Here is a 23,736-nt window from a genome sequence, read left to right on the forward strand (position 1 = left end):
CCCCTTCTTCTCCGTCCGACTTCCGCCGCCTGGAGGCTTTCCCATGCCCCGAACCGCCCGCCCGCTGCTCATCGTCGTCGGCGGAACCGACCCGGTGTACCGCGGCTACTGCGCCGAGCAGGTCGCCGCCGCGTACGACATCGCGCTGATCGACACCAAGCCGCCGACCTGGCAGCAGCACCTGGTCGTCGACCACGAGGTCGCCGACACCCACGACCCGGGCGCCATCGTGGCCGCCGGCCTGGCGCTGGGCGAGCGGCACGCGATTGCCGGAGTCGTCACCTGGGACGAATACGCCCTCGTCCCGGCCGCGAACCTCGCCGTCCGCCTCGGCCTGCCCGGCAACAGCGTCGAGTCGATGAACGCAGCCCGCAACAAGGCCGCCGGCCGCCACCTGTTCGCCGAGCACCACGTGCCCTCCGCGACGTCCACCCGCGTCGACACCCTCGACCAGGCCACGGCCGCCGCGTCCCGCACCGGCTTCCCCGTCGTCCTCAAGCCCGCCTCGCACGCGGCCAGCATCGGCGTCATCCGCGTCGACAAGCCCGAAGAGCTGCCCGCAGCCTGGGAGTTCGCCGCCGCCGGAGCCGGTGAGCAGGGGCCGGAGGGCCACGGAGTCCTGGTCGAGGAGTACCTGGACGGCCCCGAGATATCGGTCGAGTGCGTCACCTTCCGCGGCATGACCACGGCAGTCGCCGTCACCCGCAAGGAGGTCGGCTTCGCCCCGTACTTCGAGGAGACCGGCCACACCGTCACCGCGGGCGACCCGCTCCTGCCCCGCGTCGCGCCCATCGCCGCCCAGGCCGTACGGGCGCTGGGCATCACCGACGGCGTGCAGCACGTCGAGATGCGGCTTACCGCCTCCGGCCCCCGGATCATCGAGGTCAACTCCCGTATCGGCGGCGACCTCATCGGCACACTCGTCCGCCTCGCCACCGGCCTGGAGCTGCCCCGCATCGCCGCCGACATCGCCTGCGGCAACGTTCCCTCCCTGACCGAGACAGCACACCAAACTGCCGCGATCAAGATCCTGTATCCCCCGGCCACCGGCACCCTCACCGCCCGCGCGCTCCCGCTCCAGCCCGGCCCTCGGCACCCTTGGCTGCACCAGGTCACCTGGCTGCGCGAAGCCGGCGACCGGGTCGCCCTGCCCCCGCACGGCAACCTCGACACCGCCCGCGTCGGCTTCGCCATCATCACCGCCGACAGCCCCGGAGCCGCCCACGAGCGGCTGGGAGCTGTGGCGGAGGGCTTGACCCTGACGGTGTCCGCATGACCCCCGTGACGGCAGTACCCGCCGTCAGACCAGCCCGGATTCCCACGTCCCATCCCGCCCGGCAGTGGGGCGCGCACCACCATGTGCTCCCCGCCCGGCCCCCACCCGAAGGAGCCCTCGTGCCCAAGTCCTATCCGAGCATCGGCGACGCCACCGGTGCGGCCATAGCCCACAACACCGGTCAGGAGAACACGATCACTCGCGCAGCACACCTCAACCGTGCCGATGACTTCGATGTGGACGTCGAGATCTTCCTCTGGCGCGACCGCAGTATCTGGGCCGACACCCGCACCGGCATACCCGAAAGCGCACGGCAGCTCCTGCAGTCGTACGGCTTCGCCCGGATCTGGCACCCGGGCATCATCGACGCCCACGAACTGGTCGCGGACCTGTCCTGGCCCGAACAGAAGATCCGCGCCAGCAAGGTCGCCGAATCCCTGGCCCTGTCGGGCTTCAGCGTGAACATCGATCCCGACCTCTACGACGACGTCGTCCTTCCCCCCAGCCTCGCCGAAGCCCGCCGCCTGCAGCACGCGGCGGCCACCCGCCCATCCCCCGCCACCGGCACCCACCGGCCCACAGCCCCCGCGCCCGCGGCGTCGCCCTCATCACCAACGGCCGCCCCCACGCTGATCCGCCGCACCCGATAGGAACCCCGCCGTGACCTGCAGAAGAACCCGCCGCCCCGCCACCCGCCCGGCCACCTCACACTCCTGGACTCCGCCATGCCCACCCCGCGTACCCGCGCGCCCTCGACCACCACCGGCACCGACGCACTCCTGGTCCTCCTGTTCGGCGTCCTCGGCGCCGCCCTCGCCTTCGGCTCCCTGGCCTGGATCACCGGCAACCTCACCAACGCCCTTGTCGGCTCGGGCCGTTGGGCGCCGTTCCGGGCCACCGTCGCCCTGCTCCACCCCGACGTGCTGTGGCCTTCCCTGAGCCCGGTCGCCCTGCTGACCGGGGCCCGGATCATCCCCGGCCTGCTCACCGCGAGCCTGGCCGTGACCGGCATCGCGTGGTGGCTGCGCATACGCGGCGGCGCGAAGACCGGCCTGGCACGCAAGAAGGATCTCGCCCCGCTGCTGGGCAAGGAGATCACCGCCAAGGCCCGCAGCCTGCGGCCGAGCCTGAATGGCCGGGAGTACAAAAGACGTCGCGCCCGCTGACCGCGGCATCCTCCTCGGCACCCTGTCCCAGGGCCGGACCGAGATCCGGGCCTCCTGGGAAGACGTGATCGTCGCCATCATGGCCCCCCGCTCCGGGAAAACGTCCGGTCTGGCGATCCCCGCGATCCTCGCCGCCCCCGGACCGGTCCTGCTCACCAGCAACAAGGCCGCGAACGACGCCTTCACCACCACGGTCGGCGCCCGCGCCGATGTGGGTACGGTCTGGACGCTGGACCCGCAGCAGATCGCCCACCACCCCAGGCAGATGTGGTGGGACATTCTGGCCGACGCCCGCGACCTGGCCGGAGCCAAACGCCTGGCCGGGCACTTCGTCGCCGCCTCGGTGGACGAATCGAACGGCTCCGACTTCTGGTCCACCGCCGCGTCCAACACCCTCGGCGCGCTGTTCCTGGCCGCCGCCTCCCACCGGCGCCCGATCACCGACGTCCTGGCCTGGCTCGCCGCCCCCGCCGACCGCACCCCGGTCGACCTGCTCACCGATGCCGGCCACGACGCGGTCGCCGCCCAGCTCCAGGGCACCGTCTCCGGAGCGACCGAAACACGGGACGGCATCTACGAGACCGCACGCCAGTACGCCAGTTGCCTCCTCGACCCCGACGTCGCCGCCTGGGTCACCCCGGCCAAACACCTGCCGCAGTTCCGACCGACGGCTTTCGCCACCTCCCGCGACACCCTGTACCTGCTCAGCAAGGACGGCGGCGGCTCCGCCTCGGCGATCATCGCCGCTGCCGCCGACGCGGTCATGCGCGCGGCCGTCGTCGTCGCCGAACGCTCCGGCGGACGCCTCGACCCGCCCGCGCTGTGCGTCCTGGACGAAGCCGCCAACGTCTGCAAAATCTCCGACCTCCCCGACCTCTACTCCCACCTGGGCAGCCGGGGCGTCATCCCGATGACGATCCTGCAGTCCTACCGGCAGGGGCAGAAGTGCTGGGGCGAGGCCGGGATGGACGCCCTGTGGTCCGCCGCCACTGTCAAGGTCATCGGATCGGGTATCGACGACGCCGACTTCGCCGACCGGCTCTCCCGGATGATCGGCGACCACGACGTACAGACCACCTCGGTCTCCACCTCCGAGTCCGGCAAGTCGACCTCCGTCAGCATGCGCACCGAGCGGATCCTGCCCCCTGACGCGATCCGCGCGCTGCCCAAGGGCAAAGCGCTGCTGTTCGCCACCGGAATCCGGGCCGCGATGCTCGACCTCAAGCCCTGGTACAAGGAACCCTCCGCCAAGGCCATCAGCCCCGCCTCGGCCGCCGCCACGTCCGCCATCACGAAGCGGGCCATCGCCAAAACCCTGGTCCGTGACGACTTCGAGGCGGCGTCGTGAGCGCCCGGCCGCCGCGAACCGGAAGGCTCGCAACGTCGCCGATCGTCCGACATGGCGGCCGGTGGTGGCTGGTCAGCGACGCCGGCTCCATACCCGCCACCGACCCGGCGTTCGCCGCCGAACTGGACCGTCTCGCCACAGCGATGGCAGCCGCCGACCGCGCCGTTGCCGACCTGCGGGCCGCGCCGAACACACCGCCCACCCCCGGGTCCGGGCGGTAGCCGTGAAGCCGCTGCTGGCCGCCGAGCAGGCGGTACTCGGGGCCGTACTCCTCGACCCCGGCCGACTCGACCAGCTCGACTGGCTGGACCCGGAACACTTCTACCGGCCCTCCCACCAGGCGCTGTTCACCGCGCTGCGCAAACTCCGCACCGCCGGCCACCCCGCCCGGACCGCCACGGGAACCGTCCCGCTGTCGTGGGTGAACGACGCGGTCGCCGAAGCCGCCCGGCACTCGCCCGGTATGACGGTCGTGTACGCGCACACGCTGGTCTCGGCCTGCCCCCGCCCCGAACACGCCCCGGTCTACGGGCGGATGGTGCTGGAAGGCGCGATCCACCGCACGGTGACCGAGCACGCCGTACGCCTCCACCAGACCGCCCGAGCCGACGCGGTGCGCGGCGAAGTCGGCACCACCCTCCACCACGCGGACGTACTGGCCGCTGTGCTGGAGGACCTCGCCCGGCGCTGGGGCACCGAACCCCGCCCCGCCGGCCCGGCGCCGCTCCTCGCTCCCGCGAGTCCGGCCCCGGCCGAGGCCGAGATGGTCGCGGACGAGGAGCGGCTGCTCTTGGCGGCTCTGACCGAGCGGCCGTCCGGCATGGACGAAGTCGTCGGCTGGCTACGGCCCCAGGACTTCACCGGCCCCGCCCATCGCCAGCTCTACCGCTGTCTGAGCGCGCTGCACCACCGCGGCGAACCCATCGACCGGCTGACCCTGCTGTGGGAGGCCCAGCGGCGCGGCCTGTTGGCCGACGGCACGGTGACCGGCGAGCAGATCACCGCGATCTGCGACGGCGTCGGACCCGGCAGCGCGCAGTGGCTCGGCGAGCAGGTGACCCGTTCCGCGCTGCTGCGGACTGCCGCCGCCACCGCCCGCACCATCCGCGACCTGGCCGCAACCGACGCACTGGCGCCCGGCCAGCTCATCAACCAGGCCCTGGCCGCCCTCGGTGTTCTCGACGGTGTCCGGCAGCGCCGGACCACCGGAACCCACCCGCCCGGACCGCCCCCGGTCTACGGCGAACCCGCCGCCGGGCCGCCTCCCGCGCAAGTCCGTGCCGCTCGCGCCCGCAGTACCCCGCCCGCCTCAGCGCCCGGGGCGCCCGCCACTCCCTCTGCCGTGCCGCCGGTACGGCCGTCCTACCGGAGCCACACATGAACCAGCCGCACCATCCGGACGCCGAACTTGACGCGCTCGCCGTTGAGTTCGGCACCGTGCTGCACTCCTTCAGCGCCCAGGACCCCGTCCAGCACCACCTGTCCGAGCGCATGACCACCGTCGTTGACCTCGCCGCGCGCCTCGGTTCCAAGATCCACGACGCCCACTACGCGCTGGCCACCTGCTCACCCGCCGACCGGTCCTCCCACGCGGCCACCGCAACAGAGCTGTGCCACGCCGTCGGCGCCGCCGACCGGTACGGCAACCCCGACGCGGACACCGCCTTCGCCCGCACCCGGATCGCCGCCGCGCTCACCACCGCCCGCGCCAACCTCACCGAGGCCAGCGGCTACCTGCGGCACCTGACGCACACCGAACCCCGCCGGCGGACAACTCCTGCGCGCCGCCCACGCCCGCAGCCGCCAGGCGGGCACCACCGCCATAGGCCGCGCCGCCATATCCCCCGCCAGCTCCAACACGCCGCTACCGCCGAACCCGGGGCACAAGCGCTGATGCACCGGCCATCCGCGAGCCAGCCCCGTCCGGACACCCGTCACCCGTCCCAGGGGCGCCCCACTCACCACCAACTCCCCGAGGAACGCACCATGACCAGCATCACCGAGGCCCTGGCCCTGTACGACACGGCCAATCAGATCGACCGGCTCAACTTCCAACTGCGCGCCCTGGACCGTGATCCCGCTATCCCGTCTGTGAGCGAGGTGTCCTTTTACGTCCATACCCTGGCCGCGATCACCCTTTCGGTCAGCGACCAGGTCAAACACCGTCTGACCGAAGGGGGGTTCGACGGCGACGGGAAGAAGACCGTCGAGGCATACAGCGCCGTCCTCCCCCCGCTGAGCGAGGCCATGACCGAACTCGGACGCGCGCAAGCCGAGATCGCGTACTTCAACTTCACCACCCACCCCGCCCACCGCGACAACCCGTCGGGCCTTGACCACTCCCGCCGACAGGCCAACGAGATCATCACCGGCTGCTGCGAGGCAGCCGACGAGATCCTCGAAGCCGCAGCCGACGATCTCCGCACGGCAGCAGGCCGCCTGGCACCGTCCCCCACCCACGCACAGGCCACCGCCCGCTCGCCCCACGCCTCCCTCTTCGGACAAAGCGCCCCGATGCCCGCAACCCCGCCCGCCCCGGCCCCCTCCACCGTGGCACCCACCGCCGCGAAGGGCCGATAACATGCCGCCCCCATCAGCCACCGGGCCCGCGATCGGCAGCCTCTGCTCGGGCTACGGCGGACTCGACCTCGGCGTACAGGCCGTACTCGGCGGCACCGTGGCCTGGCACGCCGAGACCAGCCCCGACGCCTCACGGATCCTGGCCCGCCACTGGCCCGGCGTACCCAACCTCGGCGACATCACCACCATCGACTGGTCCGACGTACCGCGCATCTGCGTGCTGACCGCGGGCTTCCCGTGTCAAAGACGTCTCCGTCGCCGGCCGCCGCGCCGGACTCAACGCGAACACCCGCTCGGGGCTGTGGCTGCACGTCGCCCGCGCGGTCGAAGCCCTCCGCCCCTGCCTGGTGGTGATCGAAAATGTCCGAGGACTCCTCACCGCGAGCGCCGGTACCCCTGGCGACGTGGAACCCTGCCCGTGGTGTCTGGGAGACGACCCAGCCCAGCCTCCTCTGCGGGCACTTGGCGCCGTACTCGGCTCCCTGGCCGACCTCCGGTACGACGCACGCTGGCTCGTGCTACGCGCCTCCGACATCGGAGCACCCCACCGCCGCGAACGGACCTTCCTCACCGCCTGGCCCGCCGACGACCCTCCTCAAAACGCCGACGAGCAACATCGGCTCCAACGGCGGCTCCCAGCACCCGGTCAAGCGGAAGAGCGGCGGCCACGGACCGAACCTAGCCGACGAGATCGAGTGGCTGCTGCCCACCCCGAAGGCATCGGACGGAATCAAGGGCTCACCGAACCAGCGCCACGGCAACGGCGACCTGACCCTGCCGAGCGCGGCGGCCTCGCTGCGGCCCACCCCCAGGGCGAGCAACACCGGCGCCCCGGGAAAGCGTCCGGGCAAGAGCCGGCGGCCGCGGCTGTCGGCGGCGGTCCTGCCGCTGTGGGCGGAGGACCCATCGGAGGGGGAAGCGAAAGGCGATGGGGACCGTACGCCGCCGCCATCACCCGATGGGAGACCCTCACCCGCCCCGCACCACCACCCACCGACGCGGCCGGACGCCTGCGCGCTGACTTCGTCGAATGGATGCAAGGGCTCCCCGCGGGCTGGGTCGCCGACACCCCAGGCCTCGGCCGACCGGCCCAGCTCACCGCACTCGGCAACGGCGTCATCCCCCAACAAGCCGCCCGAGCGCTTCAGTTGCTCGCACCGCCGTTTCACCGGCGCTGTGGCTGCCGCGATCGCTGACTCCACCGGTCCAGGAATCCGAAGCAGCCCGAGAGAGCGGAACAGGGTATACCGCGCTACCCAGTGCCTGCCGTGCCGCCTCTGCCTGGGCGCAGGGCGGTACCGTGGCAATGCCGTCGATCACGTTGAAAGGGTTGAAGCGCGACGTGACATCCGCTAACACCACAATGCCGCGAGCCGCGAGCCGCGAGCCGCGAGCCGCGAGCCGCGAGCCGCGAGCCGCGAGCCGCGAGCCGCGAGCCGCGAGCCGCGAGCCGCGAGCCGCGAGCCGCGAGCCGCGAGCCGCGAGCCGCGAGCCGCGAGTTACCGCGGTATTACCTCCGTGGGCACACCGGTAGGCATGCAAGGTAGCCGTGGACACTAGCCCGTGCAGACCGCTCCGTGTTCCCGTCGGCCAGGAGGCCGAGCGGTGGCGTACGTTCCGCAGCGAGCGGACTCTCGTGGTCGCCGCGCGTACCGTCACCTCGACCGTACGGATGCTGGAGACGCTTCCCGCGCTCGTACGAGGTGACGGGCGGATCAGCACGGTGTTCGCCTACGACGCGACCTCCGCGTTCAGTACCGGGGTGCTCGACCTGCTCAAAGACGCGGGCTGCCGGACCATCCCCTGGCCCAGGATGACCGATGCCGACCCGGCCCTCCTGATATCGGCCAGCGAGAACATCGACGTGCCGCGGGGCGACTGGCCCGTGCTGGTGCTGCCGCACGGTGTGGGCTTCCAGAAGATGGTGCCCGATTCCCGTACGGCCGGGACCCGCTTGTCCGGTGTGGTGCCCGACTCGCTCCTGGAGTCGGGCCGGGTGTTGCTCGCGGTCTCGCACCCCGCTCAAGAGGAGCAGTTGATCGCGGCCCGTCCCAAGGCCGCAGGCCGAACCGCGGTGGTCGGCGACCCCGTTCTCGACGAACTGTCGACGAGCACAGACCGGGCAGCGGACTACCGCATCGGGCTGGGCGTCACCCCTGGCCGACGGCTCGTCGTCCTCAGCTCCACATGGGGACCGACGTCACTGCTCGGCCGGCACCCCGGCCTCCCGGCACAGTTGCTGGCGTCACTGCCCTACGACGAGTACCAGGTTGCCGCCATCATCCACCCCAACGTATGGGCCGGCCACGGCGCCTGGCAGATCCGTACGCTGCTGGCCGACGCGCTGGACGCCGGGCTGCTGCTGATCCCACCGGTGCACATCTGGCGGCCCGCGCTGGTGGCGGCCGACCTGGTGATCGGCGACCACGGTTCGGTGACCCTGTACGGTGCGGCGCTCGGCAAGCCTGTGCTGCTCGGCGCCTTCGGAAGTGACGCCGTGCCCGGCACGGCCATCGCCCGACTGGGCAGCACGGCACCGCATCTCGAACCGGGCGGTGACGTGCGGCACCAGATCGAATCGGTCCTGGCAACGCATGCCCCCGACCGGTTCTCGGACGTCGTCGCCGGTGCCTTCGCACACCGCGGGGAAGCCTCCGGCCTGCTACGGACCGTGCTCTACGACCTCCTGCGCCTGTCCGAGCCCGACCGGTCCCCGCCGCCCGTGCTCTCCCTGCCCGCCCCGGACCAGCCTTCCGTCCGGGTGACGTCATGGCTCGTTGCTGCCACGGTGACGGAAGACGACGACGGCGTGGTGATCACCACCGACCGGCGTCCCGCCGTTGTCCACGCCGAAGACGACATCCGGAACACCGGGGACGACTTCCAGGAGGAGCCGCCCGGCCGGTACGTCCACCAGGCCGCCACCGACGACGAGCGGGACATCCGGGTACGGGAGAACTCCTCCGTACTGCTGCGGTCCCGTCCCGCGCCCACCACCACAAGCGCGGCGGCGTGGATCGAGTCCGCGCTCCGGCGCTACCCCGGCAGCCTGCTGGCATCAACCGCGATGACCGGCGGCGGCCACTGCGTGGGAGTACGGGACGGGCGCGTCGTGGAAGTGGCCTTCACCGATCCGGATCTGGACACCGGACTGGCCGCGGCGCTGGTCTACGCGTGCCTGCGCGCGAACCTCCCGCTGGACACCACGCTGACTCTGCGCACCGGGCCCGGCCGGCTTGCGGACGCCGTACTCCGCCTGCTTCCGGGACGCGGGCCTCATCGGACGTCATCGGTTTAGAGGTTGTCTCACGTGGCAAGTTCCGCGAGCTTCTTGAGTAGCTCAGGGCGGTGGCCATGGCCGGGCTTCGGCTCTGCCGGTCGTTGCGGTCCGTGTACGGGATCTTGAGGCCACGAGTAGCCCATGGCAGGCTCATGCCGCATGATCGATGAATTCGCGAAGACCAGCCTGCACGGCAGACTGCGGCGGGACCGCATGGCGCTGATCTGGAAACTCGACGGCCTGTCCGAGTACGACGCCCGCCGACCTTTGACCGTGACCGGGACCAACCTCCTCGGCCTGGTCAAACACGTGGCCAGCGTCGAGGCCAGGTACTTCGGCGAGGTCTTCGACCGGCCCTCCCCGGAACCGCTGCCCCGCTGGCAGGACCACGACGGCAGCGATCTATGGGCGGTTGAGGACGAGGCACGCGAACAGATCATCGAGTTCTACCGGCGCACGTGGGAACACTCAGACGCGACGATCGACGAGCTTGCCCTCGATGCCGCCGGCCACGTGCCGTGGTGGCCGGAGCCTTATGCCAGCACAAACCTGTTCGCCGTCCTGGTTCACGTCCTCGGCGAGACCAACCGGCATGCCGGGCACGCCGACATCCTGCGCGAAGGCATCGACGGCCGAACCGGGATGCGCCCCGAACATGAGATGCAGATCGACGAGGACGCCCGCACCGCCTATTGCGCGAAGATCGAGCAGGCCGCCAGATCGGCCGCATCAGTCAAGGCATAGAAAGCTGTCCCACATGATGTGATGTTCGAGCGGCATGATGCCGGCCGTGAGCGCTGATCTGTCGAAGCGTCTGGTTCCCGATGACCAGGGGAGCAAGTCGCCCCGTTACTGCCGTCGTTCGCGGCTCGACCGCAAGGTGGCGGGACCGCTCCGCGTGACGAGCGGGCCGTGTTCACCGCGGTGGTGCACGTACTGACCAGCGGCTGTGCCCGGAGGCATCTGCCGCCGACGTTCGGCACGTCCTCCGCCACCGCGCACCGCCGCTTCACGGTACGGACCGAGGCCGACCCTGTGGCGTCGGCTGCATCGGGCGGTGCTGGACGAACGCGGGGCCCGGGGCGAGGTGGACCGGACCTCGGCGATCGTCGACGCGGCCTCCGTTCGGCCTGGCCGCTGCCCTGACCTGCTACAGGAAGCTCGCGAAACTTGCCACGTGAGACGCCCTCTTAGTCTTCTCCGGTTGTGCGGAGGCGGTTCAGACGGGCTCGCAGTTCGTCCGCCTTCGGGCTGCCGCCGCTGTCGTAGATGGCGAGAGCGCGGGCGAGGTGTTCCCGTACGTGCTCGGGCGAGCCGCCGGTCCGCTCGATGAGGTCGGCGAGCACGACGCGCGTCTGGGCCTCGTAGTGGCTGCCGTCCCGCTTCTGGAGCGCCTGGGCGGCCAGGGTCAGGTGGCGGACCGCCGCGGAGGTTTCTCCCGCATGGTCGTACGCGGCCCCCATAGCGGCGCGCGCCCGGGCCGCCATCCTCCAGTCGGGCCCCTTGGCCAGTCGCAGCAGACGCCTGTGCGCGTCGCGGAGGGTGACCAGGGCGGACACGTGATCGCCTCGCGCGTCCTGCGCGCATCCGAGGAAATACGCGGCGATGGCCTCGCCACGCGGCAGCTCCGCCACGGCGTTGAGTTCAAGTGACCGCTCGTAGGCGCTTACGGCCTTGGCAGGGTCGAAACGGTCCCAGTAGCGCCCGTCGAACTCCTGCACGGACGCGGCGACATCAGTGTGCTCGGGACCTGCGGCCTTCGCACAGGCGAGCGCGCGGTCCAGCTCTTCCCGTGCGCGCTCGTACTCTCCGAGGTCCATCAGCGGCCGGGACAGCAGACTGCGCAGCCTCGCTTCGGCTGCCGGTTCCGAGGAGTGTTCTGCCGCCCGGGAACCCAGTTCCAGCGACTCCATCCAGTCGCCCAAGTGCCTGCGGTGCAGGAACAGCACAGTGAATGCCTCCGCCAGCTGCCACGCCGGTGTATGAAGCCCACCGCGGGCCGCTGCTCTCAGCACGGCGAGGATTCCGGCGCGTTCCGCCTCCAGCCAATCAAGCGGACGCGGTCCGCCGACCGCGCGGAAGGGGTCCCGTGCCCCCGACAGCAGGGCGGACAGGTCAGCGACCCGCAGCCGGTCCTCGCGCACCGCGCGGTCGGCGAGCGCGGTCAGCAGGAGGTAGCGGCCGATGACCCGCTCCACCAGGGCGCGTTCCTCGGCCGGTGGTTCCTCTGCCTCGGCGCGCTCCCTGGCGTACAGCCGGACCAGGTCGTGCATACGGAAGCGGCCGTCCGGCAACTCTTCCAGGACGCTCGCATCGAGGAGACGCTCCAGGAGGCGTTCCGCAGCCGCGAGGTCGAGATCGCCCGCGACCGCGGCCGTCGCGGCGTCGAAGACCCGGACGGGCAGCCATCCGAGCAACCGGAAGAAGCGGGCCTCATCCGTTGGCATGTCGCCGTAGACCAGCGAAAGGACTGCGGACACAGAGTGTTCCCCTTCTAACATGCCGGCCAGCCTGCGGGACTCGTCCGCCAGTTCGTCGGCGAGTACGGAAAGGGTGAGCCGCCGCCGGAGCTGCAACCGGGCGGCCACCAGGTGCAGGGCCACCGGCAACCCACCGCACAGGTCCACCAGCCTTCGTGCGGAAGCCGGATCGCCATCAATGACTTCCGCACCGCACCGGTCCGCGAGCAGCCGCAGGGCGCCGTCGTCGTCCAACGGCTCCACCGGTACCGGTCGGGCACCGTCGACAGCCACAAGATCGCCCAGCCGGCGGTGGCTGGTGGCCAGCACCACACTGCCGCATCCTTTGGGCAGCAGCGGTCTGACCTGTACTGCCTTGCTGACTCCGTCCAGCACCACCAGGAGCCGACGCCCGGCGGTATGCCGCCGATACAGAGCGGTCCGCTCCTCCAGCGAGGCCGGCAGATTACTCTCGCCCACCCCCAGCTCCCGCAGACAGATCCCCAGCGCCTCCGACACGTCGCTTCCGGCCCGGTGGCGAAGCGCCGCGTAGTCGACGTACAACTGCCCGTCCGGGAAGAAGCCCCGGTCTTTGGCCGTCTGCGCCCACCGTGAGACCACGGCGGTCTTGCCGACGCCCGGCAGCCCGCTCAACGTCCCGAGGCGCACTGTCTCGGCGGCGGCGTCAGCAGGACCGAACAGCTGGTCCAGTTCGATGAGTTCGTACGTTCGGTTGATAAACCTCACGGTGCGCGGCGGCATTTGATCCGGCCGCCGTCTCAAATCCGGCTCGGCCGGGGACGTCACGTGGAAGTGGATGTCGCCCAGCACGGACCCCGTCTGCACGACCGGGCCGTTGACGACCCCCGACAAATCGTTACTGACCGACGTCACCGGCCGATCACCACTCCCGTTTCTGCTCACACCGATCCGCCATCCCCCGAAGCTTCTGTGATGCCGGAGTCCCGTGACGCGATGCCGACACACCCGCTCGAACGACCGAGCCGCACCGCAAGGCTCCGCCTCACCCAATCCACGAGCTGCCTCGTCACCCGCCCCGCCGAGTCGACTTCCAAGGGATCCTTCGTCAGCCGACACACCGTCATGTCGAGGTCCACCGTAGAGCGTGAAGTGGTCATCCGCCCACGACCGGTCCGGAAAGGAAGCGCGGAAGCCCGCCCGGAACAGACAGTACGCGGCCTACTACCGCCTTTTCCCGGTCGGACCAAATCCCGGATTCGGCAGATCCTTCCCCCAACACCTTCCGGACCCGAAGGAGCCCCGTGATGACCAGCAGAAGAGCGCCGAGCGCCCTGACCCGCTCTGCTCGCTCTCACCCCCTGGATCCACCATGTCCGAACCCAGCAAGGCCGCCCCCGCCCCCGACCACGAGCCGTTCCGCGTCCCCGACGAGGATCTCGATGACCTGGCCAGCACGCTCGCCAGGACCATGGACGAGGTCCGCCAGCACGGTGTCATCCTCGACCGCCTCAGCACCGAACCCGAGCCTCCCGCCCGGTCGGCCGCCGAGTCCGGTCCCGCCGACGCCGCCACGGAGACCGAACGAGCAGACGGCCCCGCCTCGCTGTTCATCCTCGCCCTGGGGGGCGAGGCGTACGCCACCGAGCTGGCCGCGCTCGCCGGCTGGGTGCACTACCTGTTCCTGCCGGTCTACGGGCGGGAGATCAGTACCACCCGCCCGTGGTGCGAGCAGTGGTACGAGCACCCCGAGGCCGTCGCCCGGCTGCACGCGCTGTGGCTGGCCTGGCAGCAGTTCACCGACGCCGAGGCGGGACTGTCCGGTCCCTCTGTCTGGCACCGCGACCACCTCGACCAGACCCTCGCCCATTTGCGGGCTCCTGATGGGCCGTTCGCGGCGTGCACGACCAGCCCGGCCCGCCCGACCCACCGTGTGCTGGCCACTCCGGCACCCCGGCAGTGGGGGCTGGCCGCGTGACTGCCGAACCCGACTTCGCCCTGGATGATCTCGATCCCGCCGATCTCGACTCCGAGCAGGCCGAAAGCGTCCTGTGGGCCGGTGACCTGTACGTCCTGGCCGAATACCACACCACCCCGCACGGTTCGCACAGCTACTTCGTCGCCCACGACCAGTCGGCGACCTGGGGGGCGCCGGGGGCGCCGCAACTCGTCGCGGTCAAGATCGCCCGTAATTTCAGCCTGGGCACGTTCACCCTGGAGAGCGCCTGTCACGCGGCGCTGCCGTTCGCTCAATCCTGGCTGATCGAGCGCGGCTGCCCGCCGGAGAAGATCACCGTGCGGGACGGCGACTTCATGGCGGCCGCCGACGACCTCACCGGTCGTATCGAGCAGAAGGTCCGTGACGGCGGTCAGCGCTACGAAGTGCTGGAGACCCAGACCTGGGACTACGACCCGTGCGAGACCTGGACCCTGGCCCGCGACACCCTCGCGGCCCAGGACCCGATTCGGGTCTTCCTCGAACAGGGCAACCCCGAGGCGTTCACCTACACCCTGCGCGAGGGGGCGTTCCCCGACGAGGACACCGCCCAGGACTGGCTCGACGACCGCAACAGCCCCCTGCCGGGGCCGCCCGAAGACCGCAACGACGCCGAGGGACTCCGCACCCGGGCCGCGCTCACCCGCTCCGCCGGACCAGTGCGCGGGGCCGCCTGCGGACTCGACCGCGGCCCCGTACCGTCCACCCCCGCTGTGCGGCAGCAGGACCCGGGGAGGTCGCGGTGACCTTCGCCCGCCGCGCCTTCGCCGCCCACCCCGACGCCATCACGGACCTGCGCAATCTTCCCGAGCCGATACGGGACCAGGCGCTGCTGCACCTGCAGGACCTCGTCCACGGTGAGCCGGTGGCCAAGCGGCTGACCGGGCGCCTCGAAGGGTTCCACAAGGTGATTCTCGGGGTGGGATCGGACTGGGCCAGTCACCGGCTGGTGGTGCAGTTCCGTCCCGCGCCCGCCACCTCGAAGCACGAGCGCGAGGTGTACCTGGTCGCGGCCGGCCCCCGCGCGGACTACGAGGTCTACCGCACCGCCCAGCAGCGCACCGGCCGCACCCAGACCCCGCCACTCGATCCGGCTACCGAGGCCCGCGTCCGCGCCGCCCGCGCCCGCTCCCCCCACGCCGGCGCACTCACGCCCTCCGACCAGTCCGTACCGGTCGCGTACAGCACCAGCACACCCAACACCGCCCGAAAGGCCCTGCGATGACTGCCGACCGCACCCCTCTGGACCGGACCGGGATGGCCGAACTGCTCGACCGTGCCGGGCACAGCATCTCCGGCATCCTGACCGCCGAGTACGCCGCCCCCACCAGCCGTCCCTACCTGCGTCCGGTCCTCGGCGTGCTGCTGACCGGCCCCGGCGTCGTCGCCGAGCTGACGGACCGGCTCGAAACGCTCGTCGCGGAACCGCTGCCTGCCAGCAGCGGCGGGCTGTTCACCCTGGCCTCCTACGCCTCCGCTCTCGGCTGGCTGACCGAGAGCCTGGTGGAGCTGACCACCACGGTGGATCTCATTCCCGGACTGATCGACTCGGTGACCCAGGCCGTCCTCGGCAGCGCGCAGGAGGCCGAAGCCGAGGGAACGGAAGACCTGTTCGAGGACTTCGGCGTCTTCTTCACCGACGAGCAGTGGGACACCGTCGCCGACGCCGCCGCCACGGCCGGGCTGACCGTCGAGGGATACGTGGCAGCGGCCGGGCTGGCTTACGCCGCCGCTTTGACGTTCCGGACCGACTGTGCGGAGATCGTCTCCGGTCTGCGCCAGGACGCGGCGTACGTCGCCACCGAGTCTTCCCTCGACCACGCCGCCACCGGCGAGGACCCCGGCAGTCTGCCCACCCTGGTCCGCTCCCTGCTCACCCGCATGGAGATGGAGGACGTCCAGTGAACCCCCACGACCCCGCCATCCGGCCCGGCGCCCACCTGGTCGCCGCCGAACTCGGCCTGGGGGTCCCTGGGACCTCACCCGTCATCTGCCGCACGAACCCCTGGGCATCGTGGGCCGGATGGTCGCCACCGCCGCGCAGGAGGTCGACGACCTGCACAGCGACCTGATCCGTACCGCCCAGGCCACGATCGACCTACTCGAACCCCTCCGCCAGGGCAAAGCCCCCCAGATACGCGGGTCGTACGGAGTCCTGGGCGCCGCCGGCCCGCGGATCGAACGGCTCGCGACCCGGCGAGGCGCGGCCTACGAGCACCTGGCCCGCGCGGTGTCCGCCTACCGGCGGCTGCTTCCCGAAACAGCCGTTGAAGCAGCATCCGCCGGGCTAGGCCGGAACCGGAAACAGACGACCGGTCAGGCACCGGGCCACGACGACGACTGGGCCGTTGCTGGCGACCGGCAGACCAGGGCCCTGCGGGCAGTCGAGCAGGGTGGGCTTCTCTTGAAGCAGAGCGCGCTGCCCGAGCAGGACCGGTATCTCTCCGGCGGCAGCGGTGTCACGGTCCCGGTCTGGGTCCAGACCGTCGAGCGGATGCTCGCCGACGGCCTGCTCGAGGCGGACACCAGCACCACGCCCATACAGGGACAGCTCCTGTCGCTAACCCCGCTGGGCCTGGAAGCCCTACGTGCCGCCGACGATGTCGCCGCCCGCGCCGCACGCGCCCAGGACCCGCGCGCCGCCGCAGCCCTCAGCCGCAGCGCGAGGAGCACCCGTCCCTTCTCGCCGGCGGACACCCCCGCCGCCGAGGCCGGGGCCACCGGTCAGGCGAAGCCGACCCGCACCCGCTGACTGCTGCCTCCGTACGAAAGGAACGTCCATGTCCACCGTGACCCACACCCGCCGTCTGGTCGAGCACCGGTACGGCCGCCCGCTGGAGGATCTGCGGCGCGACGCCGCACGCAGCCGCTCGGACGACCCCGTCCTACCAGTCGTACTGCGCCGCCTCGACGCCCTCACCCGGACCGGCGAACAGACCCGCGCCGCACGCCGCTCCCTCCACGCCGCCTGGCAGGACGCCCGCGCCGACGGATACACCCGGGACGATCGCCTGCGGCCCTGTATCGCCGAACTCCTCGACCTGGAACGGCAGGAGCAGTCCCACGCCGAGGCGGTGTGGGACCTGCTCGACATCCGCCTGCTGCTGGAGCAGCCCGGTGCCGGTCCTTCGTCCCGGCGAACCGGTCCCGCCTCCGAGGACGCAGACCTGATGGACGCCGCCCGCGAGGCCGCCGACCTCCTGCCGCGCCTCACCCGCGACGCACTGCGCCCGGCCCTGCACGACTACGGCATCCACATCAGCAACCGCCGCCTCGGCCTCCTTCTCCAGCAGCTCCGCGCGGAGCGCACCCGCTGAACCGCCCGCCCTTCTGTAGCTTCCCGACCTCATGGAGTACTCCGTGTCCGCCATCGTTCAGCCCGGCACCCCGCAAATCAGCGCCGTTGACGCCCAGCGCGTCGAGAACACGCTGTCCCTGATCGCACCGAAATGGACCACCTGGGTGGTGCAGACCCTCGCCCAGCAGAACGAGCCGATGCGGGTGCGGGACATCAGCGCCCGGATTCCCTTTACCAGCCAGCCGGTCCTCAGCAAGCGGCTGGCCCAGATGCAGACCGACGGGCTCGTCACCCGTGCCGAAGATCTCCGTGGCGCCCCGTACCAGCTCACCAGGGCCGGCGCCTCACTGTCCCAGGTCCATCAGGCTCTGGCCCACTGGTCCCAGGCCCACCTCCCGCTCGGTCCGACGGCCGGGGCCGAGCGTGTGGAGGACGCGTTGCGCCGACTCCAACTTCGCCACACGACCGCCGTGATCCAGTCCCTCGACGAGGGGCCCATGCGCTTCGTCCGTATCACCGAGGCGGTCGGTCTGGACGACCCCTACACCTGGCAGCGCCTGATCCGTCTCCAGGCCGACGGCCTGGTCACCCGCACCGGCCCCCGCCACGGCGACCCCTACACCCTCACCGCCGCCGGCCAGGCCCTGGGCCCGGTCTACGTTGCCGTCGAGCACTGGGGCAACCCCACCGCCGCAACCCGGCTCACCGCCCATCCTGTTGCGACCGCCACCCGTACCCATGCCCCGCGCCCGCCCGGCTCGGACGGGATACGGACCGCGGCGGCCCTGCGCCGCAGTCCCGCCGCACCGAACGGCCTGTTCAGCCACGCCCCAGCACCGCAACCGCGGGTGCCGGTCACCATCACCACCCGATCCACCCCTTCCCGCGGCAGGTGACCCCCATGGACGCCAGCACCAGAACCAGAACCAGAACCACCGTCCCGCCGGTCCTCGTCCCTCGCGCCGCTCCCGGCTGCGCGCGGGCCCCACCACCCCACCCCGGAGCGCACTTTCATGAACACCCAGCAGCCCGACGACCAGCACCCCGACCCGCAGCTCCTGGTCAGCCCCCTGTACCTGGCCGGGCGCGGCAACCCCGACGCCGTCTCCAACGCCCTGTCCGCACAAAGCAACTGGAGCCAGGCCACCACCGCCTCCGGGCACCTGTTCATCAGCCCCCGCCAGGACCTGTACGCCGCCCATCTGCCCGATACCTCCTGGGGCGGCTGGACGTTCACCCAGTACAACGCACCGCTCGGCATGCCGGAATGGTCGGCCCGCTTCAGCCGGGACACTCCCACCGAGATCGTCGCGGCCTTCACCCACGCACTGGCCGAGTGCGTTGCCGACGACCACTACCCGGGTCAGCTCGGCCCGTACGACCAGGCTCCCTCACCGGCCGCCATCCCCGCCGAACGCGGCTGGCACAACGCCGACACCGACATGGACCTGCGCCGGCGCTCACCCGACGGACACGCCTGCCTCAGCCAGCGCGGCTACGACCTCGACGACTACGACGAACTGGACGGCAACGGCCAGGCGATGTGGACGATGTCCGCCTGTGTGGACGAGGTGAACGGCGAGTGCTGGGAGGCCGAATTCACCAGCCGCACGCCCCTGCACCTGGTCACCGAGACCGTGCGGGCGTTCAGCAGCACCGAGCCCGTCGAGCGGCCCCGCTCCGGCATCCCGGAGCGGAACCTGCCCTACGTCACCACCACGCCCGCCCCCGAACCGGGCCCCGACCACCGCCGCTCGGCCGCGCTCGCCCGCACCCCGCACACCCACCCGACCACCACCCCGCCCACCGGCACGACCATCCCCGATTCCGCCCCGCCCGTGCCCTTCCGGCGCCGCTGACCACCGGAGGAGCAGTCCTATGCCGTACACGGCAAACGCCTATCCGTGGGCCGAGTACCACGTAACGCCCCGCTACCTGGCCGGGTCCAGCGGAACCGGAGACGCCGGCTTCGCACCCGTCGCCCACTGGCCGCACCACCACCTGGACGAAGGCCCCTGCCAGCTCCTGGTCACCTCACCCGACGGACGCATCCGCATCGGCTGGTTCGGCGACGACTTCGAGCTGTGGAAAGTCACCGCGGCCGAGGACGCCGTCTCCGCGCCCCGCTGGACCGCGACCTTCAACCACGTCACCCCGGCAGAGATCGTCGCCGGACTCACCACCGCCCTGGCCCGCGACTACGCCGAAACCGACGCCGCCGAGGGCAACGCCCGCTTCCTGAACCGCCCGTCGCTGTACTGGGCCGACCGCATCCAGCCTCTGACCGATGCCGGCTGGACGTACGACGGCGCGGCCGAGCGCGGCACAGTCGAGATCATCGCCCCCGATCAGCAAGCGGGCGTTCTGATCGACAACCGCCTCTCGGGCTGGGATGACGAGACCGTGACGCTGTGGGCCGGGCCCCCGGGCTGGGGCACCCGCGCGGAGGCCGTCTTCACCGCCCGCACCCCCTCCCACCTGATCGCCGCCACCGCCGCCGCCATGGCCGACCCGGCGCCGGTAGTCCGGGAACGCCATGCGATCGACCGCGCCATGGAGCACCTGGTCACCCTCACTCCCGTCCACCCCTCCGCACCGGCAGCCCCGCGGGCACCGACGCCGCTCGATGTGCGCCGCACTGCCGTCACCCAGGCCGTCCAACGCGCCGTACAAACCCGCCAGACTCCGGCTGACCTCCGCGTCCGGGCCGCCCGCAGCCGCACCGCGATCCCGGCATCCAACCGGTCGGCCAGTCCCGGGCCAACCCCCGGGTCCAGCCCGCCGGCCAGCCGGCCGGCCCCGGCTCGCCACCGCTGAACTTCGGGAGGAAGCCATGGTCTACGACCCCAACGGCGAGCGGTGGCGCGAGTTCCACGTCACGCCCCGCTACCTCGCCGGACCCACCGAAACCGGCGAACCCGCACTTCGCCCCCTGCTCGGCCAGGGCTGGACCCGGACCCACGACAAGCTGGGCAACATCTATGCCGACGCCCCGGACCAGCGGGTCCGGCTCGGGTATCTGCCCGAAGGCGAGGACGACGCACTGTGGAAGATCACCGCGTACTCCGACTCCTTCGCCACGGCCCGCTGGCTGGTCACCTTCCAGGACAGCGCCCCGACCGAGATCGTCGCGGGCTTCACCACCGCGCTCGCCGCCGCCTACGCCCAGGGCCCGGACTCCTACCTCCACTACAGCGACGACTACCAAGCGGTGATGAACGTCATCGCTCCGCTGGCGGCGGCCGGGTGGAGCCAGCGCTTCGGAATCGACGACGTCTTCACCGTCCGCTCCCCGGACGGCCTGGCCGAGGTCCAACTGCGCCGCAGCCTGCTCGACCACGACGACGAGATGACGGGGTACCAGGAGCGCTGGCTCACCCTTGCCGGCCCGCCCGGCAACCAGTGGTACGCCACCGCCTCCTCCCTCACTCCCGAGGGCCTGGTCGCGGCGATGAACACTGCCCTGACCGACCCCGCCCCGCTCATCCGCTACGGCGACGACCTGCGGCACCTGCCGCCACAGGCAACCGCGACCCCGGTCACGCCCATCGTGCCGACACTGCTGGACATCCTCCGCGCCCACGCCGCCAACGCCCGTACCACCTTCGCGCTGCCCGGCACGGCCACCCGGCCCGTCATCCCGGGACCACACCAGCCCCCCGCTCCGCAACACCCGCAGCACCCCGGGCCGGGCCGCTGACCCAAACCCCCTCCGAGCAGAAGGAATTCACCCATGCCCAAAACCACGGTCTTCGACCAGGCCACCGCGATGATCGAGAAAGCCTGGGCCCAGCCCATCGAGGAACTGGAGACCATCGCGGTCCAACACCCGATTCAGGACCCGCTGCTGCGCTCGGCGATGCATATCCGCTCCGTGCTCGTCGTGTCGTCCAATGCGGTCGTCGTGCATCAGGACCGCCTGCACGCCATGACCCGGCCCGGCCAGGCGCCGGCCTTCTACGACCTGGAACGGATCACCAGGTCTGCGGCGGACCTGCGAGTCGCCCAAGCCGAAAGCCGCACGGCCCTGCAGGCGATCGGCTGCGTCATCGACGCCCGCGAAGCCACCCTGCCCGCCGAACGGGAACCGGCGATCCGCCTGGCCCAGGCAGCAGTCGCCCGATCCGCCCACACACCACGCGCCCCGGGCCAACTACCCGGTCAGCCCGCCGGTCCGGCCACAGCCAGCCCGCCGGTGGCCGCGAACGGGCCCCGCCGGTAACCGCTCAGCCCGCCGGCTCGTCACGGTGGACGTCCCAGAGGCGGGCGCCCACCGCGCGGGCCAGCTCCTCCACCGTCATCTCCACGCTCCGCCCGTCCGCAGCCCGTTGCTCCACCGCCGTGTCCGCTTCTGCCTCCGGGGCGGTGAGGCCCACGGCCCACTGGCCGTCGGCGACCATCGCGATGTCGCCGACCGTCCACGGCCGCCCCGAGGCCCGGATCTTGCGCTCCAGCCCGGCGCCGTCCCCGTGTCTGCTGCCCGCCTCCGCCATGCCTGCTCCCCCTTCGGCCCCGTACGGCCGTGCGCCGCAACCCGGTTACGACAACCGGCCGCCGCGATCCATTCCCGGCGGCCGGTTCACCTGCATCGGCGTCCAGTTCGCCCACGGCAGACACGATCCCCCGCAATACGACTACGACCACCGGCGCACCCCATGTCAACGTACCGGTGTCGGGAAAAACCGCAGGTCAACGAAGGGACCGTCCCGTTTTGAACACCACCGGCAGCAACCTTCCCGCCCTCTTCCGCCCCGTCGCCGCCCAGCGCCCCTCACTGGCCGGCGACGGCAGCGCCGAGCCCGTGCTCAGCCTGCTCAGCGAGCGCGGCTGGACGATCGTGGACACCCCGGAAGCCAACGCGCACTGCACCAGCCCGGACGGACGGATCTACGTCGGCTGGCTGCCGGAGGACCAGGCCGCCTGGCGGCGCGGCACCGTCTGGACCATCCAGGCCACCCCCGCCGAAGCCGACGCGAAGCCCTGGGTGCAGGAGTTCGGCCCGAACGTGCCGAGCCGGGCCGTCGCCGCCTTCCTCGAAGCGCTGACCGGCCACGCCGACCACTGAACCACCAGCGGTCCGGCCACCGGCCGGACCGCCCCTGCCCACTGCCCACTGCCGCCGGACGAAGGAATCGCCCTTGAAGCTCTCGCACGCCACACACCGGTTCGCCGGTCCCGCCATCACCGCCCTCGGCCTCACCCTGACGGCCACCGCCCCAGTGCACAGCACCGAGTTCGTGCTCAGTCTGGCCGTCACCGTCAACGGCCTGGTCCACACCTGGGACTACGCCTACGAGAAGTCCCTCGCCCGCGACAGCGACATCGTCGCCCTCCTCGCAACTCTGCCCGACGGAGCCCGCATCCCCGAGATCGCCCACGCCATGGGCGTCCGCAACGAAGACATCTCCGTCTCCCTGCTCCGCCTCCTCCACAAGCGCCTGATCACGGTGGCCAACGACACCGTGCCGGTCCCCGAGCGACTCTTCCGCCTGGCGGCCTGAGCATCGCCCCGTGCCGGTCGGCCCGTACCGGGCCGACCGGCCCGCGGCAAGGGCTACGTCAACGAATCCCGCCGCCACCTGGCCGCACACCCCGCTCCGGAACCGGGCCCGTCGAAAGGCCCGAAGGTCCTGCGCGACCTGCTCCGCCTCCCGCGCCGACCCCCAGCCGCACCAGCGCCTTCCTCTTCGTATCCCACTTCCCGGAGGTTTCCGTGCCCCACGACCTGACCGTCGGATACCTGCTCCAGCAGCTCCAGGACCTCGACCCCAACCTGCGGATCCGCCTCGCCGTCAACCCGGACTGGCCCTTCGCCCACTTCCTCGGCGCCAGCATCGTCATCAGCGACGGACTCGTGTACATCGCCGAGGACGGACAGGAGGGCTACCTCCCGCCCGGGGTCCGCGACGCCCTCGCCTGGACCTGAACCCACCCGACAGCTCGCCCAGGAGGCACCCATCCCCGCGCCACTTCACGCTTCCGCCGCGCTCCCGTTGCGCGGCCTCGCCCTCCGGCCGATGCCGAACGACACCGGCGGCGCGCTCGTCCGCCGTATCTCCGGCCTTCCCAACGGCCCGCTCGACGTCGCCTGGCTCCCCACCAGCGCCACCAGACTCCCCCTCGGCCGCATCCGCCTGCGCTGGGAACCCGCTCCCCGCGCGGGCTGGACCGTCCACGCCCACCTCGGCCTCGCCACCACCGAAGTCCTCCTCGCCCGCTGGCCCACCGCCCCCGACGACTGGCCCACCCTGATACGCCCCACCCTCTACGAGGTCACCGGCCTGTGCCACGCCCTCGCTCTGGCCACCACCGCCCTGGACCTGTCCAACCGCCTCGCCGAGATCTGACCCACCC

Annotated in this window: 25 protein-coding genes and 3 pseudogenes; 26 read left to right on the forward strand and 2 right to left on the reverse strand. The window is 71.6% G+C overall.

Annotation, left to right across the window (positions count from 1 at the left end; all coding sequences use genetic code 11):
• Positions 1-43: 43 nt before the first annotated feature.
• From OHA30_RS04335 to OHA30_RS33905, 11 genes and pseudogenes are all read left to right on the forward strand, one after another.
• A complete protein-coding gene (locus OHA30_RS04335; protein WP_328912458.1) occupies positions 44-1,276 on the forward strand; it encodes an ATP-grasp domain-containing protein in 1,233 nt (410 codons plus the stop codon).
• A 119-nt stretch (positions 1,277-1,395) separates the two neighbouring features.
• Entirely contained in the window at positions 1,396-1,926 is a 531-nt protein-coding gene (locus tag OHA30_RS04340; RefSeq protein WP_328912459.1) for a hypothetical protein, read from the forward strand.
• A gap of 75 nt (positions 1,927-2,001) precedes the next feature.
• Positions 2,002-3,790, forward strand: a pseudogene (locus tag OHA30_RS04345) (type IV secretory system conjugative DNA transfer family protein).
• On the forward strand, positions 3,787-4,011 hold the full coding sequence (locus OHA30_RS04350) for a hypothetical protein (protein WP_328912460.1): 225 nt from the start codon (positions 3,787-3,789) through the stop codon (positions 4,009-4,011). Before OHA30_RS04345 ends, OHA30_RS04350 begins: the two are co-directional and overlap by 4 nt.
• A gap of 2 nt (positions 4,012-4,013) precedes the next feature.
• On the forward strand, positions 4,014-5,171 hold the full coding sequence (locus OHA30_RS04355; protein WP_328912461.1) for a DnaB-like helicase N-terminal domain-containing protein: 1,158 nt from the start codon (positions 4,014-4,016) through the stop codon (positions 5,169-5,171).
• Positions 5,168-6,370: a hypothetical protein gene (locus OHA30_RS04360; RefSeq protein ID WP_328912462.1), complete on the forward strand. Its 1,203-nt coding sequence runs from the start codon at positions 5,168-5,170 to the stop codon at positions 6,368-6,370. Before OHA30_RS04355 ends, OHA30_RS04360 begins: the two co-directional genes overlap by 4 nt.
• Before the next feature lies 1 nt (position 6,371).
• A pseudogene (locus OHA30_RS04365) lies at positions 6,372-6,554 on the forward strand (DNA cytosine methyltransferase); the annotation flags it as partial.
• A 121-nt stretch (positions 6,555-6,675) separates the two neighbouring features.
• Positions 6,676-7,566, forward strand: a complete 891-nt coding sequence (locus OHA30_RS04370) for a DNA cytosine methyltransferase (protein WP_328917719.1) — start codon at positions 6,676-6,678, stop codon at positions 7,564-7,566.
• Positions 7,567-7,919: 353 nt separating this feature from the next.
• A complete protein-coding gene (locus OHA30_RS04375; protein WP_328912463.1) occupies positions 7,920-9,668 on the forward strand; it encodes a hypothetical protein in 1,749 nt (582 codons plus the stop codon).
• 141 nt (positions 9,669-9,809) lie between these two features.
• Positions 9,810-10,394 carry a DinB family protein gene (locus OHA30_RS04380; protein WP_328912464.1) on the forward strand — a complete coding sequence of 195 codons (585 nt, stop codon included), beginning with the start codon at positions 9,810-9,812 and terminating at the stop codon, positions 10,392-10,394.
• A gap of 102 nt (positions 10,395-10,496) precedes the next feature.
• Positions 10,497-10,796 (forward strand): annotated as a pseudogene (locus OHA30_RS33905) (transposase); the annotation flags it as partial.
• A 44-nt stretch (positions 10,797-10,840) separates the two neighbouring features.
• On the opposite strand, the gene OHA30_RS04385 reads toward OHA30_RS33905, so the two are convergent.
• On the reverse strand, positions 10,841-12,856 hold the full coding sequence (locus OHA30_RS04385) for an NB-ARC domain-containing protein (RefSeq protein ID WP_328912465.1): 2,016 nt from the start codon (positions 12,854-12,856) through the stop codon (positions 10,841-10,843).
• 604 nt (positions 12,857-13,460) lie between these two features.
• On the opposite strand from OHA30_RS04385, the gene OHA30_RS04390 reads away from it, so the two are divergent.
• From OHA30_RS04390 to OHA30_RS04440, 11 genes are all read left to right on the forward strand, one after another.
• Complete coding sequence (locus OHA30_RS04390) at positions 13,461-14,066, forward strand: DUF4913 domain-containing protein (protein WP_328912466.1); 606 nt, start codon at positions 13,461-13,463, stop codon at positions 14,064-14,066.
• Positions 14,063-14,830 (forward strand): glycosyl hydrolase, encoded by a 768-nt coding sequence (locus OHA30_RS04395; RefSeq protein ID WP_328912467.1) that lies wholly within the window; start codon positions 14,063-14,065, stop codon positions 14,828-14,830. The genes OHA30_RS04390 and OHA30_RS04395 overlap by 4 nt, the downstream gene beginning before the upstream one ends.
• Complete coding sequence (locus OHA30_RS04400; RefSeq protein ID WP_328912468.1) at positions 14,827-15,309, forward strand: hypothetical protein; 483 nt, start codon at positions 14,827-14,829, stop codon at positions 15,307-15,309. The genes OHA30_RS04395 and OHA30_RS04400 overlap by 4 nt, the downstream gene beginning before the upstream one ends.
• Entirely contained in the window at positions 15,306-15,989 is a 684-nt protein-coding gene (locus OHA30_RS04405) for a hypothetical protein (RefSeq protein WP_328912469.1), read from the forward strand. Before OHA30_RS04400 ends, OHA30_RS04405 begins: the two co-directional genes overlap by 4 nt.
• A gap of 118 nt (positions 15,990-16,107) precedes the next feature.
• Positions 16,108-16,836, forward strand: coding sequence for a hypothetical protein (locus OHA30_RS04410; protein WP_328912470.1), 729 nt, complete (start codon positions 16,108-16,110; stop codon positions 16,834-16,836).
• Positions 16,837-16,864: 28 nt separating this feature from the next.
• The gene (locus tag OHA30_RS04415) at positions 16,865-17,401 is read left to right on the forward strand and encodes a hypothetical protein (RefSeq protein ID WP_328912471.1); all 537 of its coding nucleotides are present in this window, start codon (positions 16,865-16,867) and stop codon (positions 17,399-17,401) included.
• A 43-nt stretch (positions 17,402-17,444) separates the two neighbouring features.
• On the forward strand, positions 17,445-18,278 hold the full coding sequence (locus tag OHA30_RS04420; RefSeq protein ID WP_328912472.1) for a winged helix-turn-helix transcriptional regulator: 834 nt from the start codon (positions 17,445-17,447) through the stop codon (positions 18,276-18,278).
• A gap of 117 nt (positions 18,279-18,395) precedes the next feature.
• Positions 18,396-19,241, forward strand: coding sequence for a DUF317 domain-containing protein (locus OHA30_RS04425; protein ID WP_328912473.1), 846 nt, complete (start codon positions 18,396-18,398; stop codon positions 19,239-19,241).
• Between the two features lie 19 nt (positions 19,242-19,260).
• Positions 19,261-20,199 carry a DUF317 domain-containing protein gene (locus OHA30_RS04430; protein WP_328912474.1) on the forward strand — a complete coding sequence of 313 codons (939 nt, stop codon included), beginning with the start codon at positions 19,261-19,263 and terminating at the stop codon, positions 20,197-20,199.
• 16 nt (positions 20,200-20,215) lie between these two features.
• Entirely contained in the window at positions 20,216-21,082 is an 867-nt protein-coding gene (locus OHA30_RS04435) for a DUF317 domain-containing protein (protein ID WP_328912475.1), read from the forward strand.
• Positions 21,083-21,115: 33 nt separating this feature from the next.
• A complete protein-coding gene (locus tag OHA30_RS04440) occupies positions 21,116-21,604 on the forward strand; it encodes a hypothetical protein (protein WP_328912476.1) in 489 nt (162 codons plus the stop codon).
• A gap of 4 nt (positions 21,605-21,608) precedes the next feature.
• On the opposite strand, the gene OHA30_RS04445 is transcribed toward OHA30_RS04440, so the two are convergent.
• Positions 21,609-21,875 (reverse strand): hypothetical protein, encoded by a 267-nt coding sequence (locus OHA30_RS04445; protein WP_328912477.1) that lies wholly within the window; start codon positions 21,873-21,875, stop codon positions 21,609-21,611.
• Between the two features lie 218 nt (positions 21,876-22,093).
• Between OHA30_RS04445 and OHA30_RS04450 the strand changes: the two genes are divergently transcribed.
• The 4 genes from OHA30_RS04450 to OHA30_RS04465 all read left to right on the forward strand — a co-directional run bounded on the left by OHA30_RS04450 (position 22,094) and on the right by OHA30_RS04465 (position 23,729).
• Positions 22,094-22,447, forward strand: coding sequence for a DUF317 domain-containing protein (locus OHA30_RS04450; protein ID WP_328912478.1), 354 nt, complete (start codon positions 22,094-22,096; stop codon positions 22,445-22,447).
• 73 nt (positions 22,448-22,520) lie between these two features.
• Complete coding sequence (locus tag OHA30_RS04455; protein WP_328912479.1) at positions 22,521-22,883, forward strand: hypothetical protein; 363 nt, start codon at positions 22,521-22,523, stop codon at positions 22,881-22,883.
• A 212-nt stretch (positions 22,884-23,095) separates the two neighbouring features.
• A complete protein-coding gene (locus OHA30_RS04460) occupies positions 23,096-23,308 on the forward strand; it encodes a hypothetical protein (protein ID WP_328912480.1) in 213 nt (70 codons plus the stop codon).
• Between the two features lie 91 nt (positions 23,309-23,399).
• Positions 23,400-23,729, forward strand: a complete 330-nt coding sequence (locus tag OHA30_RS04465) for an esterase (RefSeq protein WP_328912481.1) — start codon at positions 23,400-23,402, stop codon at positions 23,727-23,729.
• The last annotated feature ends 7 nt before the right edge of the window (positions 23,730-23,736 follow it).

The sequence above is a fragment of the Streptomyces sp. NBC_00223 genome (genome assembly GCF_036199905.1).
GTDB lineage: Bacteria > Actinomycetota > Actinomycetes > Streptomycetales > Streptomycetaceae > Actinacidiphila.